Origin of the sequence: Achromobacter denitrificans NBRC 15125, from assembly GCF_001571365.1 — a bacterium.
GTDB classification, from domain to species: Bacteria; Pseudomonadota; Gammaproteobacteria; order Burkholderiales; family Burkholderiaceae_B; genus Achromobacter; species Achromobacter denitrificans.
This window is the reverse complement of record NZ_BCTQ01000012.1, coordinates 1-17,558: the sequence shown is the minus strand read 5'-3', so window position 1 is coordinate 17,558 and position 17,558 is coordinate 1. Positions and strand designations below refer to the sequence as shown.

The window sequence follows — 17,558 nt, the reverse complement described above, 5'->3', positions numbered from 1 at the left end:
CGATCCCCGGATTCAGACGTCATGAACGCTGCTACCCCCGCCGCCAACCCCGCCCGCAAACGCCTCCTGCTGCTGGCCACCGGCGCCTTCATCCTCATCGCGATCGCTTACGGCATCTGGTGGGTCCTGTTCGGCGCCCACTTCGAAAGCACCGACGACGCCTACGTGCACGGCAATCTCGTGCAGATCACGCCCCAGGTGCCGGGCACGGTCGTCGCCATCGAGGCCGACGATACGGAAACCGTCGCCGCCGGCCAGCCGCTGGTGCGCCTGGATCCCGCCGACACCGACGTGGCCCTGCAGCAGGCCCAGGCCAAGCTGGCGCAGACGGTCCGCCAGGTGCGCACCATCTATGTCCAGAACGATGCCCTGGCCGCGGACGTCGACCTGCGCAACGCCGACATCCTGCGCGCCCAGGCCGAACTGACCCGCGCGCAGAGCGACGTCAACCGCCGCCAGCAGCTGGCCAAGTCGGGCGGCGTCAGCGGCGAGGAAATCCTGCACGCCGAGGCCGCGCTCAAGGCCGCCCAATCCGGCCTTGCCCAGGCCCGCGCCGCGCTGGCGGCCTCGCGCGCCAAGCTGGCGACCAACCAGGCGCTGACCCAGGGCACCACGGTGGCCGATCACCCCGACGTGCGGCAGGCGGCCGCCGGCCTGCGCAATGCCTGGCTGGCGCAGTCGCGCACGGTGCTGCCCGCTCCCGTCGCCGGCGTGATCGCCCGCCGCAGCGTGCAGGTCGGCCAGCGCGTAGCCCCCGGCTCCGCCCTGATGACGGTCGTGCCGCTGGACCAGGTCTGGGTGGAAGCCAATTTCAAGGAAGGCCAGCTGCGCAAGATGCGCATCGGCCAGCCGGCCAAGCTGGTGGCCGACCTCTACGGCAGCTCGGTGACCTATCACGGCACGATCGCCGGGCTGGACGCCGGCACCGGCAGCGCCTTCGCCCTGCTGCCCGCGCAGAACGCCACCGGCAACTGGATCAAGGTGGTGCAACGCGTGCCGGTCCGCATCGCGCTGGATCCCGGGGACCTGAAAAAGCACCCCTTGCGAGTCGGCCTGTCCATGGACGTGGAAGTCGACGTGGGCAAGCAGGACGGCGAGCCGCTGACGCAGGCCGAGCGCAAGGAGCCGGTCTGGTCCACGCGCGCCTTCGAGCCCGCCCACGATGAAGTCGACGCCATGATCGGCAAGATCATCGAGGCCAATCTCGCATCATGAGCACGGCCGCCCAGCCCGCGGACGCGGGCCCCTCCCCCCAGGCCGCCCGCCCGCCGGGCGCCCATCCGCCGCTGGAAGGCGCGACCCGGATCATCGGGTCCATCGCGCTGTCCACGGCGGTGTTCATGAACGTGCTGGACACCTCGATCGCGAACGTGTCCATTCCCACCATCTCGGGCGACCTGGGCGTGAGCACCAGCCAGGGCACCTGGGTCATCACGTCCTTCGCCGTCGCCAACGCGATCACGGTGCCGCTCACGGGCTGGCTGACGCAGCGCTTCGGCCAGGTGCGCCTGTTCCTGATTTCGACGCTGCTGTTCGTGCTGGCCTCGTGGCTGTGCGGCTTCTCGCCGTCGCTGGAAGCCCTGATCGCGTTCCGCGTGCTGCAAGGCGCGGTCGCGGGCCCGATGATTCCCCTGTCCCAGGCGCTGATGCTGGCCAGCTTCCCCAAGTCCAAGGCGGGCATGGCGCTGGCGGTCTGGTCCATGACCACGCTGGTCGCCCCCGTCGCCGGGCCGTTGCTGGGCGGCTGGATCTCGGACAACTACACCTGGCCCTGGATTTTCTACATCAACGTCCCGGTGGGCCTGCTGGCCGCCTGGATCAGCTGGCGCATCTACGGCGACCGGGAGTCGGTGACGCGCAAGCTGCCGATCGACAAGGTCGGCCTGGCGCTGCTGGTGGTGTGGGTCGGCGCCCTGCAGATCATGCTGGACAAGGGCAAGGAGCTGGACTGGTTCGCCAGCCCCACCATCATCGCCCTGGCCGCGACCGCCTTCGTGGCCTTCGTCTTCTTCCTGATCTGGGAGCTCACCGACGCCCACCCCGTGGTGGACCTGCGGCTGTTCAAGATCCGCAACTTCACGGTCGGCGCGCTGACGCTGGCGGTGGCCTACGGCGTCTTCTTCGGCAACGTGGTGCTGCTGCCGCTATGGCTGCAAAGCAATATGGGCTACACGGCCACCTACGCGGGCCTGGTGACCGCGCCGGTCGGCCTGCTGGCCATCCTGCTCACGCCCATCGTCGGCAAGATGCTGGCCACGCGCGACCCGCGGCAGATCGTGACGGTGGCCTTCATGATCTTTGCCCTGGTGTGCTTCATGCGGTCGGGATTCAACACCCAGACCGACGTGCGCACCCTGATGATCCCTACCATCATCCAGGGCGCGGCCATGGCGGCCTTCTTCGTGCCGCTCACCTCGATCACCCTAGCCAGCATCGAGCCGTGGCGCATCCCGGCCGCCTCGGGCCTGTCGAACTTCCTGCGCCTGACGGCCGGGGCGTTCGGCACGTCCATCGCCACCACGCTCTGGGAAAACCGCGCCACCATGCACCATGCCCAGCTGACGGAGGCGGCCAAGCCCGGGCAGCAGGCGTTCGACCACACGGTGAATACGCTGCAGAACGTGGGGATGTCGCACCAGCAGGCCTTGAGCACGGTCGACGCCATGATCAACGGCCAGGCCTTCACCATGTCGGCGGTAGACGTGTTCTACGCATCCGCGATCATCTTCCTGGCGCTGACGGGTCTGGTGTGGTTCGCCCGGCCGAAATCGGCCAAGGCTGGCGGCGGCGGGGCCGCCGAAGCGGCCGCCGGCGCGCACTGACGCGCCGTCCGGGCCTCGGGCGCGCAACGCGCCCGGCCCGGGGCCGGCATCATTCCTTCAGCAGCGCCTGCCAGTCCAGGCGTTCGATGATGTCCGCCGACAAGGCGCTGATGGGCGACAGATTGAACACCGACACGCCCCGCGCGCGCCACTGCGCGGCGGCGAAGCGGAACGACGGCTCGATCAACAGCGAGAAATTGCGCGCCAGCCTGCTGGCCTGGGGGGTGGGCCCCTCGTCGTAGAAGCGCAGGCCGTTCTGCAAGGTCAGGTCCAGCCCGTGCACGTACACGTGGCGCGCGCCCCCGGACACCAGCACCTGCAGCGCCGCATAGGCGACGGTGTCGGCGTCGAACACGCCCAGCGCCGCGTCGAAGCTGAATCCCAGCCCCTGCTTGGCGTCCAGCAGCTTCACGTCCGGCGTGGCCGCCGCCATGCGCTTGAGCACGGCCGGCGCGGCGCTGCGCTGGTAGGCGCGCTCCGAGATCAATTCGATGATGCAGATGCGGCATCGGATCGATTCCTGCGGGATGCCCTGCATGATGTACCGCAGCACCTGGGGCACCACGTACAGCGTCAGGTCGCGCGACACGATTTCCCGCACCAGGTCGATGCGGTCCCTGACGAAATTCTCGTCGATGATGCAGTAGTACTTGAACGGCAGGTCGAACTTGCGCGCCAGCGCGATGGCGCCGTTCACGCCCATCGCCGAGCGGATGTCGAGCCGGTCGTAGGGAATCTCGGCGACGGACGGGCCGCTCAAGATGAGATGCACCGTTTCGTCGCGGGGATCGTAGCCCTGCTCCAACGGCGTAATGGGCACCGAACGGCCGAATGCCCGGAAGCCGCAAATGGCGCCGGAGCGGTCGCGCCAGATCCGGACGAACGGCCACAAGTGCTGGTTGTGCCTCTGCGTGCGCGATCGCAACAAGCGGAATAGCTTGCGCACAAAACGATCGGCCCGTCCGCCGCCCACGTGGGCGACGGAGGAGGAAAAAGCTGAATCTTCCATCTACTAGCCTGACAGGCCTTACCGGCGAAATGCCCTTAGCCGCCCTCGATCAGCGACGCGATCGCGTTGCCGACATCGGCGGTCGAGGCATTGCCTTGCATGTCCCGGGTGCGCGGGCCTTCCGCCAATACCGTCTCGATGGCTTTCACGACGGCGGCGGATGCCTCGGGGTAACCCAGGAAGTCGAGCATCAGCGCGCCGCTCCAGATCTGGCCGATCGGGTTGGCGATGCCTTTGCCATAGATATCCGGCGCCGAACCGTGAACCGGCTCGAACAGGGACGGGAACTTGCGCTCGGGGTTCAGGTTGGCCGACGGCGCGATGCCGATCGTCCCGGTGCATGCCGGGCCCAGATCGGACAGGATGTCGCCGAACAAGTTGGAAGCCACCACCACGTCGAACCAATCGGGATGCTGCACGAAGTGCGCGCAGAGAATATCGATGTGGTATTTGTCCCAGCGCACGTCGGGATAGTTCCCGGCCATGTCGGCCACGCGCTCGTCCCACCAGGGCATCGAAATGGAAATGCCGTTGGACTTGGTGGCCGCGGTCAGGTGCTTGCCGCGCTTCTGCGCCAGCTCGAAGGCGAACTTGAGGACGCGGTCGGCGCCGATGCGGGTGAAGACGCTTTCCTGGATGACCACTTCGCGCTCGGTGCCCGCGAACAGGCGGCCGCCGCTATTGGAGTACTCGCCCTCGGTGTTCTCGCGCACGATGAAGAAATCGATCTCGCCGGGCTGGCGGTCCTTCAGCGGCGACGGCACGCCGGGCATCAGGCGCACCGGGCGCAGATTGATGTACTGGTCGAATTCGCGGCGGAACTTGAACAGGGATCCCCACAGGGCCTCATGGTCGGGCACCGTGGCGGGCCAGCCAATCGAGCCGAAGAAAATGGCTTCGTGCTGGCCGATCTGCGCCTGCCAGTCGTCCGGCATCATCTTGCCGTGCTTGGCGTAGTAGTCGCAGCTCCAATCGAAATGGTCCCACTGGAAGCCGATGCCGAAGCGCTTCGCGACGGCATCGAGCACTTTCAGGCCTTCCGGGACGACCTCCTTCCCGATCCCGTCCCCAGGGATTACTGCAATTTTATGTTTCTTTGTCACCGCGTCGTCCTCTGTTTCTTTCGGGATGCGTAACCCGGCATGATAGGCACAAACAGCCCAGCCGCAACCCCATTATTTACAAACCGATAAAGTCTGAAAAGCTGCCGTTACAAACTAGCCATTTCAACTCGCAACAGGCTGCCGCCCCGCCGCGGCTGGCGCCGTTGCCGCCTCAACGGCGGCCCTTGGACCCCAGCAAAGACCCCAATATGCCGCGAGTCAGCTCGCGCGCGATCGATCGGACGGTGCTTTTGGCCATGGTCTGGACGATACCGTCGCGCTTGCCGCCGCGCGGCCCGGTCGATCCGAACAACACGTCGTTCAGGCTGTCCATCAGCCCGCCGCCGCTGTCGCCGGCCGGCGCCTGGCCCGACTCGTTCTGTCCGGCTCCGGCGGGAGCCGCCGGCTTCGCCGCGCGTCCGGCCAGCACCTCATAGGCCGACTCGCGGTCGATGGCCGTCTCGTATTTGGAGGCCAGCGGGCTGCCCTGCCGCAGCGACTGCCGCTCGGCGTCCGTGGCGGGGCCGATCCGGCTCGCCGGCGGCACGATGAAGGCGCGCTCGGTCGGCATGGGCCGGCCCTTGGGATCCAGCAGCGACACCAGCGCTTCGCCCACGCCCAGTTCGGTAATGGCGGCCTCGATGTCCAGCCCCGGGTTGGGCCGCATGGTCTGGGCGGCCGTCTTGACCGCCTTCTGGTCGCGCGGCGTGAAGGCACGCAGCGCGTGCTGGACCCGGTTGCCGAGCTGCCCCAGCACCGTGTCCGGGATGTCCAGCGGATTCTGCGTCACGAAATAGACGCCCACCCCCTTGGACCGAACCAGCCGCACCACCTGCTCGATCTTGTTGAGCAGCGCGGCCGGGGCGTCGTTGAACAGCAGATGGGCTTCGTCGAAGAAGAACACCAGCTTGGGCTGGTCCATGTCGCCGACCTCGGGCAGTTTCTCGTAAAGGTCCGCCAGCAGCCAGAGCAGGAAAATGGCATACAGGCGCGGCGCCTGCATGAGTTTGTCGGCCGCCAGGACGTTGACCATGCCGCGGCCCTGCGCATCCGTGCGCATCAGGTCGGCCACGTCCAGCATGGGTTCGCCGAAGAACTTCTCCGCGCCCTGGGACTCCAGGGCCAGCAGGCCGCGCTGGATGGCGCCGATGCTGGCCGCGGACACGTTGCCGTAGCGGGTCTTGAGTTCCGCGGCCCGGTCGGCGACGTTCTGCAGCATGGCGCGCAGATCCTTCAGGTCCAGCAGCAGCTGGCCTTCGTCGTCGGCCACCTTGAACACCAGGGTCAGCACCCCTTCCTGCGTGTCGTTCAGTTCGAGGATGCGCGACAGCAGCAAGGGCCCCATATCGGACACGGTGGCGCGCACCGGCAGGCCCTGCTCGCCGAAGACGTCCCAGAGGGTGACGGGGCTGGCCGCCCAGGCCGGCGCGTCCAGGCCCAGGGTCTTCAGCCGCTCCAGCAGCTTCGGGCTGGCCGCTCCCGCCTGGGAAATGCCGGTCAGGTCGCCCTTGACGTCGGCCATGAACACCGGCGTGCCGATGCGGGAAAAGGATTCGGCCAGGACCTGCAGCGTCACGGTCTTGCCCGTGCCCGTGGCCCCCGTGATGCACCCGTGCCGGTTGGCCAGCGCGGGCAGCAGCGCCAGCTCCGTCCGGGCGTTCTTGGCGATGACGATAGGGGTGGGCATGTGCAACTCTCCGAACCGGGAAATCAGATGGATGCCCAAGTGTAGAGCCTGCCGCGCGGATTGTGCGCGTGGCAATATCGACACAAGCGGGTCTTGCCCGGACGCGCGGCCCGCCGTCACGGTAAAATGCTTCTTTTGCAGACAATTTATCCTGGGAAGCCATGGCCGGACACAGCAAATGGGCCAATATTCAGCACCGCAAAGGGCGCCAAGACGCCAAGCGCGGAAAGCTCTGGACCAAGATCATTCGTGAAATCACCGTGGCGGCGCGCGCCGGCGGCCCCGACCCCGACAGCAATCCGCGTCTGCGCATGGCCTGGGACAAGGCCACCGACGCCAACATGCCCAAGGACAACATCCAGCGCGCCATCCAGCGTGGCGCGGGCGGCGCCGACGGCGACGCCTACGAGGAAGTCCGCTACGAAGGCTACGGCATCGGCGGCGCGGCCGTGATCGTCGACTGCATGACCGACAACCGCACCCGCACCGTGGCCGAAGTGCGTCACGCCTTCGCCAAGAACGGCGGCAACCTGGGCCAGGAAGGCTCGGTGGCCTTCATGTTCAAGCATTGCGGCCAATTCGTGTTCGCGCCCGGCACTTCGGAAGACCAGGTCATGGAAGCCGCCCTGGAGGCCGGCGCCGAAGACGTCACGACCGACGAGGAAGGCGTGATCGAAGTCGTCTGCTCGCCGGCCGACTACGCCGCCGTGCGCAGCGCCTTCGACGCCGCCGGCCTGAAGGCCGAAGTCGACGGCATCGTGATGAAAGCCTTGAACGAAACCGAACTGGCCGGCGAAGACGCCGTCAAGATGCAAAAACTGCTCGACGCCCTGGAAGGCCTGGACGACGTGCAGGAAGTCTATACGACCGTCGTTTTCGACGAAGCGCAGTAAATCCTCCTTCAGAATCACCCAACATGAAACTCCTGGTTATTGGCTCGGGCGGCCGCGAACATGCCCTCGCCTGGCGGCTGGCCCGCTCCCCGCGCGTGCATAAGGTGTACGTCGCCCCGGGCAATGGCGGCACGCAACGAGCCGAGCAGATGGAGAACATTCCGTTCACCAACGCCGAGGAACTGGCCGATTTCGTGCAGCGCGAAGGCGTGGCCCTGACCGTCGTCGGCCCCGAAGCGCCGCTGGCCGCCGGCGTCGTGGACGTGTTCCGCGCCCGCGGCCTGAAGATCTTCGGCCCGACCAAGGCCGCCGCGCAGCTGGAAAGCTCGAAGGACTATGCCAAGGCCTTCATGGTCCGGCACAACATCCCGACCGCCCGCTACGAAACCTTTACCGACCCGGCCAAGGCGCATGCCTATATCGACCAGGAAGGCGCTCCCATCGTGATCAAGGCCGACGGCCTGGCCGCGGGCAAGGGCGTCGTGGTCGCCGCCACGCTGGAAGAGGCGCACGCCGCCGTCGACGCCATGCTGGGCGACGGCTCCATGGGCGAGGCCGGCGCTCGCGTCGTCATCGAGGAATGCCTGGTGGGCGAAGAAGCCAGCTTCATCGTCATGTGCGACGGCCGCAACGTGCTGGCGCTGGCCACCAGCCAGGACCACAAGCGCCTGCAGGACGGCGACCAGGGCCCCAACACTGGCGGCATGGGCGCCTATTCCCCCGCGCCCATCGTCACCCCCGAACTGCACCACCGCATCATGCGCGAAATCATCCTGCCGACCGTGCAGGGCATGGCGCGCGACGGCCTTCCCTACACCGGCTTCCTCTACGCCGGCCTGATGATCGCCCCCGGCGACGATCCCGACCGCGAGATCAAGACCCTGGAATTCAACTGCCGCATGGGCGATCCGGAAACGCAGCCCATCATGATGCGCGTGAAGAGCGACCTGCTGGACGCCCTGGAACACGCCGTCGACGGCACGCTGGACCAAGCCGACATCGTCTGGGACCGCCGCACCGCGCTGGGCGCCGTGCTGGCCGCGCACAACTACCCGAACACGCCCCGCACCGGCGACGTCATCCGCGGCCTGCCGGCCGACGCCGAGGACTGCATGGTGTTCCATGCCGCCACCCGGCTCGACGGCGACGAAACCAAGACCACCGGCGGCCGAGTGCTGTGCGTCACGGCGCTGGGCGACTCGGTCAAGATGGCCCGCGACCGCGTGTACGAAGCGATCGACGGCATCCACTTCGACGGCCGCCAGTACCGCAGCGACATCGGCTGGCGCGCGCTCAAGCCCTCGCAGCAGAAGCCCAAGTCCAACGCCTAACCGGAACCGACGATGAAAGCCTTGCCCGTCTCCGCAGTCAGGGATTACCTCACCGGCTTGCAGGCCCGCATCGTCGGCGCGCTGGAAGATGCGGAAGGCGCCGCCTTCCGCGCCGATGAATGGGTGCGCCCCGAGGGCGGCGGCGGGCTGTCGCGGCTGCTGGAAGGCGGCGAACTGTTCGAGCGGGCGGGCGTGCTGTTCAGCCACGTCCAGGGCACCAGGCTGCCGCCGTCGGCCAGCGCGCACCGACCCGAGCTTTCCGGCCGCTCGTGGGAGGCCATGGGCGTATCCATGGTGCTGCATCCGCGCAACCCCTATGTGCCCACCACGCACATGAACGTGCGCATGTTCCTCGCGGCCGCCCGGCCCGGCCACGACGAAGCCGACGTTTTCTGGTTCGGCGGCGGCATCGACCTGACCCCCTACTATCCGTTCGAGGAAGACGCCCGCCATTTCCATACCGTCTGCCGCGACGCGCTGGCCGGCCACGGCGCCGACTACTACCCGCGCTACAAGCGCTGGTGCGACGACTATTTCTTCCTGAAGCACCGCAATGAAACGCGCGGCATCGGCGGCATCTTCTTCGACGACCTGAACGCCCCCGGCTTCGACGCCTCGTTCGCCCTGACCCGTTCGGTCGGCGACGCCTTCCTCGACAGCTACCTGCCCATCGTGGAGCGCCGCCGCGGCACGCCCTATGGCGAGCGCGAGCGCGATTTCCAGGCCTACCGCCGCGGCCGCTACGTCGAGTTCAACCTGGTCTTCGACCGCGGCACGCTCTTCGGCCTGCAATCCGGCGGGCGCACCGAATCCATCCTGCTATCCATGCCGCCGCTGGCGCAATGGCGCTACGACTGGCAGCCGCAAGCCGGCACGCCCGAAGCGGAACTGGCCGCCTACCTGACCCCGCGGGACTGGGCTTGAAACGCATCGGGCTCCTGGGCGGCAGTTTCGACCCCGTCCACGTCGCGCACATCGCACTTGCCCGCAGCGCGCTGCAGGCGCTGGGCCTGGCCGAAGTGCAGCTCATCCCGGCGGCCAATCCCTGGCAGCGCGCCGCGCTGCATGCCACCGCGCAACAACGGCGCGACATGCTGGAACTGGCGATCGACGGCCACCCGGGGCTGGCCGTCAACCCGATCGAAATCGATCGCGGCGGCGCTACCTACACCATCGACACGCTGCGCGCGCTGCCCCAGGACGCGCGCTACGTCTGGCTGCTCGGCGCCGACCAGCTGGCGAATTTCTGCACCTGGCGCGATTGGCAGGACATCGCACGCCAAGTCGACCTGGCCGTCGCCACCCGCCCCGGCACGGCGCTCAGCGCTCCGCCGGCGCTGGCCGAACACCTGCGGAGCCTGGGTCGCGACCTCCAGGAACTGCCTTTTTCCCCCATGCCCGTCTCGGCTTCCCAGATCCGCCAGCGCCTGGCGCAGGGCGAGTCCACCGAGGGCCTGCTCGATCCGGCCGTCACGGCATATATTGCGGCGCACCATCTTTATCGATAACCCCACCCGCCGGGCGCCGGAATGCGCCACGGACCCAGCATTGCGCTGACCGCGCGCGGGTTATATTTACAGCTATGGATATACAAAAACTCCAACGCGCCGTCATCGACGCCCTCGAAGACGTCAAAGCGCAAGACATCAAGGTTTTCAACACCACGCATCTGACCAGCCTGTTCGATCGCGTCGTGATTGCAAGCGCCACCTCCAACCGCCAGACCCGCGCCCTGGCCTCCAGCGTGGCCGACCGCGGACGCGCGCTCGATCTGTCCGGCATCACCATCGAAGGCGAGGACACCGGCGAATGGGTCGTGGTCGACCTCGGCGACGTGGTCGTGCACATCATGCAGCCCGCCATCCGCCAGTACTACAACCTGGAGGAAATCTGGGGCGGCAAGCCGGTGCGCGTGAAGCTCCTGCCCGAATCGACCCGGCCGGCGCCCATCGTCAGCGACAGCGCCTACGACAGCACCGATTACTGAGCACGCCGTGAAGCTCATCGTGGTGGCCGTGGGCACGCGCATGCCGGACTGGGTGCAAACGGCCTGGGACGACTACGCCAAGCGCCTGCCCGCCGATTGCGCGCTGGAACTGCGTGAAATCAAGCCCGAACCCCGCACCACCGGCAAAACCCCGGCGCAAATGATGGCCGCGGAAGCCAAGCGGATCGAAGCCGCCCTGCCCGCCGGCGCGCTGCGCCTGGCGCTGGACGAGCGCGGCCGCGACCTGACCACCATGGCCCTGTCGCAGAAGCTCGAACAGTGGCGGGCCGGCGGACAGGACGTCGCCTTTCTCGTGGGCGGCCCCGACGGCCTGGACGCCGGACTGAAAGCATCCTGCAGCGGCCAGCTGCGTCTGTCCTCGCTGACGCTCCCGCACCCCATGGTGCGCGTGGTGCTGGCGGAGCAGCTCTACCGCGCCTGGGCCATCATGACCAACCATCCCTACCATCGCGCCTAGCCGGCCGCGCCTGGCCGGCCGCACCTAGCCGGCCGCACCGTACCACAGGCCGGGCCTCTTCCCTTCCCGCCGACGCATGACCGACACCGCCGACCTCCAAGCCTCTCCCGCGCGCCTCTATCTCGCTTCGGCCAGCCCCCGCCGGCGCGAACTGCTCACGCAGATCGGCCTCGCCCACGAAGTGCTGCTGGTGCCCGCCCCGCCGGGCGAGGACGAACCCCAGCATCCGGGCGAAAGCGCCGCCGACTACGTCCAGCGCACCGCGCGCGACAAGGCCTTGCGCGGCCGCGACTGGGTGCGCGAGCACGGCCTGCCGCGCCTGCCCCTGCTGGCCGCCGACACCACGGTCATCCTGGCGGGCCAGGTCCTGGGCAAGCCCGCGGACCGGGACGACGCCATCCGGATCCTGCGCGCGCTCTCCGGCTCGGCGCACGAAGTCCGCACCGCCGTCGCGGTCTGGACGGGCGAGCAGCTGCTGGAGGCCGTTTCCATCACCGAAGTGCGCATGCGCGAACTGACCGACGACGAAATCGGCCGCTACTGCGACAGCGGCGAGCCTTACGGCAAGGCCGGCGCCTATGGCATCCAGGGGTTGGCGGGCGTGTTCATCTCCCATATCGCCGGCAGCTACACGGGCGTGATGGGCCTGCCCGTGTTCGAAACCGCCGGCTTGCTGCGCGCCGCGGGCATCCAGACGCCCTGATAGAAAAACCCCCGAGGACCGTCCAGGCCCGCGGGGGTTTTTCAATGAGGAAAGGCGCTCAGCCTTGCTGCAGCGGTTGGCCCAGGACGGGCTGCCGCGCCTCGACCGCGGGTTGCGGCGGAGGAAGTTCGCCTTCCAGCGCGGCGTGCAATTGCGCTGTGTCCAGCTCGCCTTCCCAGCGGGCGACGACCACGGCCGCCGTCGCATTGCCGACCAGGTTGGTCAACGCGCGGCATTCCGACATGAAGCGGTCCACGCCCAGGATCAACGCCATCCCGGCGACCGGCACCGAGGGCACCACCGACAGGGTGGCGGCCAGGGTGATGAAGCCCGCGCCCGTCACGCCCGCCGCGCCCTTGGAGCTCAGCATCGCGACGAGCAGCAGCAGAATCTGGTCGCCCAGCGATAGCGGGATATCGCAAGCCTGCGCGATGAACAGCGCCGCCATCGTCATGTAGATGTTGGTGCCGTCCAGGTTGAACGAGTAGCCGGTGGGCACCACCAGCCCCACCACCGACTTCGAGCACCCCGCCCGTTCCATCTTCTGCATCAGGGTGGGCAGCGCCGCCTCCGAGGAACTGGTGCCCAGCACCAGCAGCAGTTCCTCGCGGATGTAGCGGACCAGCTTCAGGATGGAGAAGCCGTTGTAGCGGGCAACCAGGCCCAGCACGACGACCACGAACAATACCGAAGTCGCGTAGAAGGTGCCCACCAGCATGGCGAGGTTGACGACGGACTTGATGCCGTACTTGCCGATGGTGAATGCCATGGCGCCGAAGGCGCCGATGGGCGCGGCCTTCATCAGGATGGCGACGAGCTTGAAGATCGGCTGGGCCAGCGCCGTCATGAACGTCAGTATCGGCTTGCCGCGCTCTCCCACCATGGCGAGCGAGATGCCGAACAGCACGGCCACGAACAGCACCTGGAGGATATCGCCGCCCACGAACGGGCTGAAGATGGTCGTGGGAATCACGTTCATCAGGAAGCCGGTGATGGTCGAGTCGTGCGCCTTGGCCACGTAGCCCGAGACCGCCTTCTCATCCAGGGTCTTGGGATCGATGTGCATGCCCGCGCCGGGCTGCACGATATGGCTGACGATCATGCCCACGATCAACGCCAGCGTGGAGAAGATCAGGAAGTACAGCATGGCCTTGCCCGCCACGCGGCCGACCTTCTTCAGGTCGCTCATGGCGGCGATGCCGGTGGCCACGGTCAGGAAGATCACCGGGGCGATGATCATTTTCACCAGTTTGATGAAGGCGTCGCCCAGCGGCTGCATCTGTTGGCCGAGTTCCGGCTTCAGCGCGCCCAGGGCCACCCCGACCACGATGGCGAAAATCACCTGCACATAAAGGATTTGATAGAACTTGAGCTTGCGCGCGGGCGCGACTTGATCCACGTCGATCATTGGGATTTGTCCCCACCAAGGCCCCTTGCTCCGGGCGACAGGGCGCGGCGGGCGACGGGGCGTTATCTGTTTTATGGCTCCGCGGCATCGCCGCGGGCCCATGTCACCGCGTGGAGGCGCCGCGCGGCTTGCTCCTTCTTATGCAAGCGCCGTGCCAGCCCTGTCCGCCCCAGCGATGTCGGCGCAAGCCATTGATAACGCGACGATTTTTTCCCATCCCCCCCAGCCCTTTCCCTGGTTGGATGGCGAATTTCCACACAAAAACGATATAGAATGTGCGAAAACCCGCACACGCCATGTCCCGCCCCGACTTTTCTCCGCCCCACGCCTCCCAGGCCGGGGAGCCGCCCTCCCTGTCCGTGCCCCGGCGGCGCAAGCACGCCTGGCCGTGGCGCGTGGCGGCGATTCTGCTGGGAGTGGGCGTCGTCTTCGGCGTGCTGCATGCAGCCACCCTCTGGGCCCGCGACGGCGCCCTGAAAAATGCCGCGACGCAGGCGCGCGGCACCGCCCAGGTCAACGCGGCCTTGTTGCGCAACAACCTCGACAAATTCCGGGCATTGCCTTTCGTGCTCACCCGCGATGTCGACGTGCGCGCCGCGCTCCAAAACCCCGCTCCCGGACAGATCGAATCCCTGGACGAAAAACTCGACACGCTCAGCCGCGGGGTCGGCGCCTCCGCGATCTACGTGCTGGACAAGAAGGGCTGGGCGATCGCCGCCAGCAACTGGCGGGAACCCGCCACCTTCGTCGGCGTCGACTACCAGTTCCGCCCCTACTTCCAGGGCGCGGTCACTCATGGGTCGGCCGAGCATTTCGCGCTGGGCACCATCAGCCACGAGGCCGGCCTGTACCTGTCGCGGCGGGTCGACGACGTGGGCGGCGCGATGCTGGGCGTGGTCGTGCTGAAAGTGGACTTCCGCGAACTGGAAGCGGACTGGCGCCAGTCCAACGCGCCCATCTTCGTCACCGACGAACATGGCGTGGTGCTGCTGGGCAGCATCGCCGACTGGCGCTTCGACGTCCTGGCACCACTGCCGCCCGGGCTGGCCCAGACCCTGCGCACCAGCCTGCAATTCGGCGATGCCCGCTTCCAGCCGCTGCCCGTCCAGCCACCGTTGCAGGCGGTCAGCACCGGCCAACTGGTCCGCGCCGACACCGCCTTGCCGCAGATCCCGGCCGCCGCGCCCCTCCTGCACACGACGCTGCCCATCGTCGAATCCCCCGGCTGGACGCTGCACCTGCTGTCGCCGGTGCAGGCGGCCATCAACCAGGCCACGGCCAATGCGCAATTGGGCGCCCTCCTGGCGCAAAGCGCGCTGGCCGCCCTGATCGGCATCGTCTTGCTGCGGCGCCACCGCCAGCGCGAACGCGCCCACCAGCAGGCGGCCATCCATGAACAGCTGACGTCCCTGGTCGACGAACGCACGTCGCAACTGCTCAGGGTGAACGAACAGCTGGTCGACGAAATGGACGAACGCCAGCGCACCGCCGCGCGCCTGCACACCATGCAGGAGGAACTGGTGCAGGCCAGCAAGCTCGCCCTGCTGGGGCAGGTCGCCGCGGGCGTCGCGCACGAGATCAACCAGCCTGTCGCCGCGATACGCGCCTATGCCGACAACGCCGCGGAATTCCTGCGGCGGCATGACGACGGCTCGGCGCGGGAAAACCTCGGCACCATCGCCGCCCTGACCGATCGCATCGGCCACATCACTGGCGAGCTTCGCGCGTTTTCCCGCAAGGCCGGCGCCTCGGTGGGGCCCACCAGCCTGAAAGACTGCCTGGAAGGCGCACTGCTGCTGGTCGGCCCCCGCGCCCGACGCCAGGGCGTCGCGCTGCAACGGCCGCCCGAAATGCAGAACGACCTCGTGCAGGCCAACCGCATCCGGCTGGAACAGGTGCTGGTCAACCTTCTGCAAAATGCGCTGGAGGCCCTGGAAGGCCGGACCGACGGACGCATCGTCATCACCCAGCAGGACCTGGGCGCCACGATCCGGATCCAGGTCGCCGACAACGGCCCGGGCCTGTCCGCGCAAGCCCGCGCCCGCCTGTTCACCCCTTTCCATACGACCAAGCCGGAAGGACTGGGGCTGGGCCTCGTCATCTGCCGCGACATCGTCGCCGAGTTCGGCGGCGAGCTGAACGTGGCGCCGCCCGCGAGCGCCTCCTCCGATTCCCAGGCGCCCGACGGCGGCGCCCTTTTCGTCCTGACCTTGCGCAAGGCGCCCGGCCAGGACACTGCTTCGAGCCCCTCATGACCCGAGCCTCCGATTCCCCAGCCCCGGCACAGGCCGCGCCCGACGATGGCCTGCGCCAGCCGCTCCCGCCGCATGCCGTCTTCATCGACGACGACGACGAACTGCGGCGCGCCAACGCCCAGACGCTCAAGCTGCACGGCATCTCCGTGGATGCCCACGCCAGCGCCCGCGCCGCGCTGCCGGCGCTGACGCGCGCCTTCGACGGCGTGGTGGTGAGCGATATCCGCATGCCCGACATCGACGGCCTGCAGCTCTTCCGGCGCGTGCGCGAGATCGACCCCGACATCCCCGTCATCCTCATCACCGGCCACGGCGACATCGCCACGGCGGTGCAATGCATGCACGACGGCGCCTACGACTTCCTGGCCAAGCCCTATGCGGCCGATCGACTGATCACGGCGATCACCCACGCCGCGGAAAAGCGCCGCCTGGTACTGGAGAACCGCCGGCTGCGGGAAGCCGCATTCGCCGTCGAAGCGGACGAAGTGCCCTTCATCGGCACGACGCCCGCCATGCAGCGCATCAAGCAGACCCTGCGCCACATCGCCGACGCGGACGTGGACGTGCTGGTCGAAGGCGAAACCGGAACGGGCAAGGAAGTCGTGGCCACCGCGCTGCACCGCCTGAGCCGCCGGCGAGACCGGCCGCTGGTCGCGATCAATTGCGGCGCCCTGCCGGAAAGCGTCATCGAAAGCGAACTCTTCGGCCATGAGGCCGGCGCGTTCACCGGCGCGCAGAAGAAGCGCATCGGACGCATCGAGCATGCCAGCGGCGGCACGCTGTTCCTGGACGAGATCGAAAGCATGCCGCTGGCCGTGCAGGTCAAGCTGCTGCGCGTGCTCGAATCGCGCCAGATCACGCCCCTGGGCAGCAATGACGTGCGCAACCTGGATCTGCGCGTGGTCGCGGCCACCAAGGAAGACCTGGGCAGCCCCGCCATCCGGGCGACGTTCCGCGAAGACCTGTTCTACCGGCTCAACGTGGTAACCATCCGCATTCCTCCGCTGCGCGAGCGCCGCGAAGACATCCCGCTGCTGTTCGCCCACTATCTCGGCCATGCGTCGCGCCGTTTCCAGCGCGACATCCCCGAAATGCCGGCCGCCATCAAGCAGCATGTCATGACGCACGATTGGCCCGGCAACGTCCGCGAGCTGGCGCATTTCGCCGAACGCGTGGTCCTGGGCGTACTGAACACGCCCGTACCCGACGCGGCGGCGGCCACCGCCGCCGCCTTGAGCCTGCCGGAGCGCATGGAGCGCTTCGAAGCCCAACTCATCCGCGAAACCCTGGAAGCACACCGGGGCGACCTCAAGGCCACGCTCGAATCCCTGGGCATTCCCCGCAAGACCTTCTACGACAAGCTGCAGCGCCACGGCATCGACCGCCAGCAATACCTGCCCCAGTAAGATCGTCAGCTGCCGCTGCCCGGCTCGCTCACCAGCCCGCTTCCACCGGCCAGGCACGCATTAATACCGGATCTTCCGCCGCCGCATAAACAAAAACCCCTCGCCGGCAATGCCGGCGAGGGGTTTTCTTTTGATGGGTATGCGCCCTGGCAGGCAAGGCGTCGCCCCAAAGACAAAACCCCACAGGGTGTACCTGTGGGGTTTTGAGCAATAAAAGCCTGACGATGACCTACTTTCACAGACGTCCGTCCACTATCATCGGCGCAAAGTCGTTTCACTGTCCTGTTCGGGATGGGAAGGAGTGGGACCAACTCGCTATGGTCGTCAGGCGTAACTGGTTGAGCGGCTGCTAACGCAACTGCTCCAATCTTGGAAGAAACACAACGTGTGGGTAATCAGAGACTAGCTCGATGATCACGCGCACAGTGGGGTGTAATTGGTGTTGGCTGGCCGCCGACGGTGCGGCCAGATTTGTA

Annotated in this window: 15 protein-coding genes and 1 rRNA gene; 11 read left to right on the top strand and 5 right to left on the bottom strand. The window is 67.5% G+C overall.

Features of this window, described 5'->3' with window-relative positions; genetic code table 11:
- Positions 1-21: 21 nt before the first annotated feature.
- Together ADE01S_RS12110 and ADE01S_RS12105 are read left to right on the top strand one after the other, a co-directional pair.
- On the top strand, positions 22-1,215 hold the full coding sequence (locus tag ADE01S_RS12110) for an HlyD family secretion protein (RefSeq protein WP_062681948.1): 1,194 nt from the start codon (positions 22-24) through the stop codon (positions 1,213-1,215).
- Positions 1,212-2,822: a DHA2 family efflux MFS transporter permease subunit gene (locus ADE01S_RS12105; RefSeq protein ID WP_082775768.1), complete on the top strand. Its 1,611-nt coding sequence runs from the start codon at positions 1,212-1,214 to the stop codon at positions 2,820-2,822. Before ADE01S_RS12110 ends, ADE01S_RS12105 begins: the two co-directional genes overlap by 4 nt.
- A gap of 49 nt (positions 2,823-2,871) precedes the next feature.
- Here the strand turns inward: ADE01S_RS12105 and ADE01S_RS12100 are convergent, their stop codons facing one another.
- The 3 genes from ADE01S_RS12100 to ADE01S_RS12090 all read right to left on the bottom strand — a co-directional run bounded on the left by ADE01S_RS12100 (position 2,872) and on the right by ADE01S_RS12090 (position 6,621).
- The gene (locus ADE01S_RS12100; RefSeq protein WP_062681947.1) at positions 2,872-3,831 is read right to left on the bottom strand and encodes a WaaZ-like lipopolysaccharide core biosynthesis protein; all 960 of its coding nucleotides are present in this window, start codon (positions 3,829-3,831) and stop codon (positions 2,872-2,874) included.
- Positions 3,832-3,866: 35 nt separating this feature from the next.
- Positions 3,867-4,934: a tartrate dehydrogenase gene (locus ADE01S_RS12095; RefSeq protein ID WP_062681946.1), complete on the bottom strand. Its 1,068-nt coding sequence runs from the start codon at positions 4,932-4,934 to the stop codon at positions 3,867-3,869.
- A gap of 172 nt (positions 4,935-5,106) precedes the next feature.
- On the bottom strand, positions 5,107-6,621 hold the full coding sequence (locus ADE01S_RS12090; protein ID WP_062681945.1) for a helicase HerA-like C-terminal domain-containing protein: 1,515 nt from the start codon (positions 6,619-6,621) through the stop codon (positions 5,107-5,109).
- A 161-nt stretch (positions 6,622-6,782) separates the two neighbouring features.
- On the opposite strand from ADE01S_RS12090, the gene ADE01S_RS12085 reads away from it, so the two are divergent.
- From ADE01S_RS12085 to ADE01S_RS12055, 7 genes are all read left to right on the top strand, one after another.
- The gene (locus tag ADE01S_RS12085; RefSeq protein ID WP_062681944.1) at positions 6,783-7,514 is read left to right on the top strand and encodes a YebC/PmpR family DNA-binding transcriptional regulator; all 732 of its coding nucleotides are present in this window, start codon (positions 6,783-6,785) and stop codon (positions 7,512-7,514) included.
- Positions 7,515-7,537: 23 nt separating this feature from the next.
- On the top strand, positions 7,538-8,845 hold the full coding sequence (purD, locus tag ADE01S_RS12080) for a phosphoribosylamine--glycine ligase (protein ID WP_062681943.1): 1,308 nt from the start codon (positions 7,538-7,540) through the stop codon (positions 8,843-8,845).
- A gap of 12 nt (positions 8,846-8,857) precedes the next feature.
- A complete protein-coding gene (hemF, locus tag ADE01S_RS12075; RefSeq protein WP_062681942.1) occupies positions 8,858-9,769 on the top strand; it encodes an oxygen-dependent coproporphyrinogen oxidase in 912 nt (303 codons plus the stop codon).
- Positions 9,766-10,353 (top strand): nicotinate (nicotinamide) nucleotide adenylyltransferase, encoded by a 588-nt coding sequence (gene nadD, locus ADE01S_RS12070; RefSeq protein ID WP_062681941.1) that lies wholly within the window; start codon positions 9,766-9,768, stop codon positions 10,351-10,353. The genes hemF and nadD overlap by 4 nt, the downstream gene beginning before the upstream one ends.
- A gap of 74 nt (positions 10,354-10,427) precedes the next feature.
- Positions 10,428-10,832: a ribosome silencing factor gene (gene rsfS, locus ADE01S_RS12065; protein ID WP_062681940.1), complete on the top strand. Its 405-nt coding sequence runs from the start codon at positions 10,428-10,430 to the stop codon at positions 10,830-10,832.
- A 7-nt stretch (positions 10,833-10,839) separates the two neighbouring features.
- On the top strand, positions 10,840-11,310 hold the full coding sequence (rlmH, locus tag ADE01S_RS12060) for a 23S rRNA (pseudouridine(1915)-N(3))-methyltransferase RlmH (RefSeq protein WP_062681939.1): 471 nt from the start codon (positions 10,840-10,842) through the stop codon (positions 11,308-11,310).
- A gap of 76 nt (positions 11,311-11,386) precedes the next feature.
- Positions 11,387-12,013, top strand: coding sequence for a Maf family protein (locus ADE01S_RS12055; protein ID WP_062681938.1), 627 nt, complete (start codon positions 11,387-11,389; stop codon positions 12,011-12,013).
- Positions 12,014-12,071: 58 nt separating this feature from the next.
- On the opposite strand, the gene ADE01S_RS12050 is transcribed toward ADE01S_RS12055, so the two are convergent.
- A complete protein-coding gene (locus ADE01S_RS12050; RefSeq protein WP_062681937.1) occupies positions 12,072-13,421 on the bottom strand; it encodes a dicarboxylate/amino acid:cation symporter in 1,350 nt (449 codons plus the stop codon).
- A gap of 296 nt (positions 13,422-13,717) precedes the next feature.
- On the opposite strand from ADE01S_RS12050, the gene ADE01S_RS12045 reads away from it, so the two are divergent.
- Together ADE01S_RS12045 and ADE01S_RS12040 are read left to right on the top strand one after the other, a co-directional pair.
- Positions 13,718-15,676 carry a sensor histidine kinase gene (locus ADE01S_RS12045; RefSeq protein WP_082775767.1) on the top strand — a complete coding sequence of 653 codons (1,959 nt, stop codon included), beginning with the start codon at positions 13,718-13,720 and terminating at the stop codon, positions 15,674-15,676.
- The gene (locus tag ADE01S_RS12040) at positions 15,673-17,082 is read left to right on the top strand and encodes a sigma-54-dependent transcriptional regulator (protein ID WP_242663487.1); all 1,410 of its coding nucleotides are present in this window, start codon (positions 15,673-15,675) and stop codon (positions 17,080-17,082) included. Before ADE01S_RS12045 ends, ADE01S_RS12040 begins: the two co-directional genes overlap by 4 nt.
- Before the next feature lie 216 nt (positions 17,083-17,298).
- Here ADE01S_RS12040 and rrf read toward each other — a convergent pair.
- Positions 17,299-17,411: ribosomal RNA gene (gene rrf / locus ADE01S_RS12035) — 5S ribosomal RNA — on the bottom strand.
- Positions 17,412-17,558 lie beyond the last annotated feature (147 nt).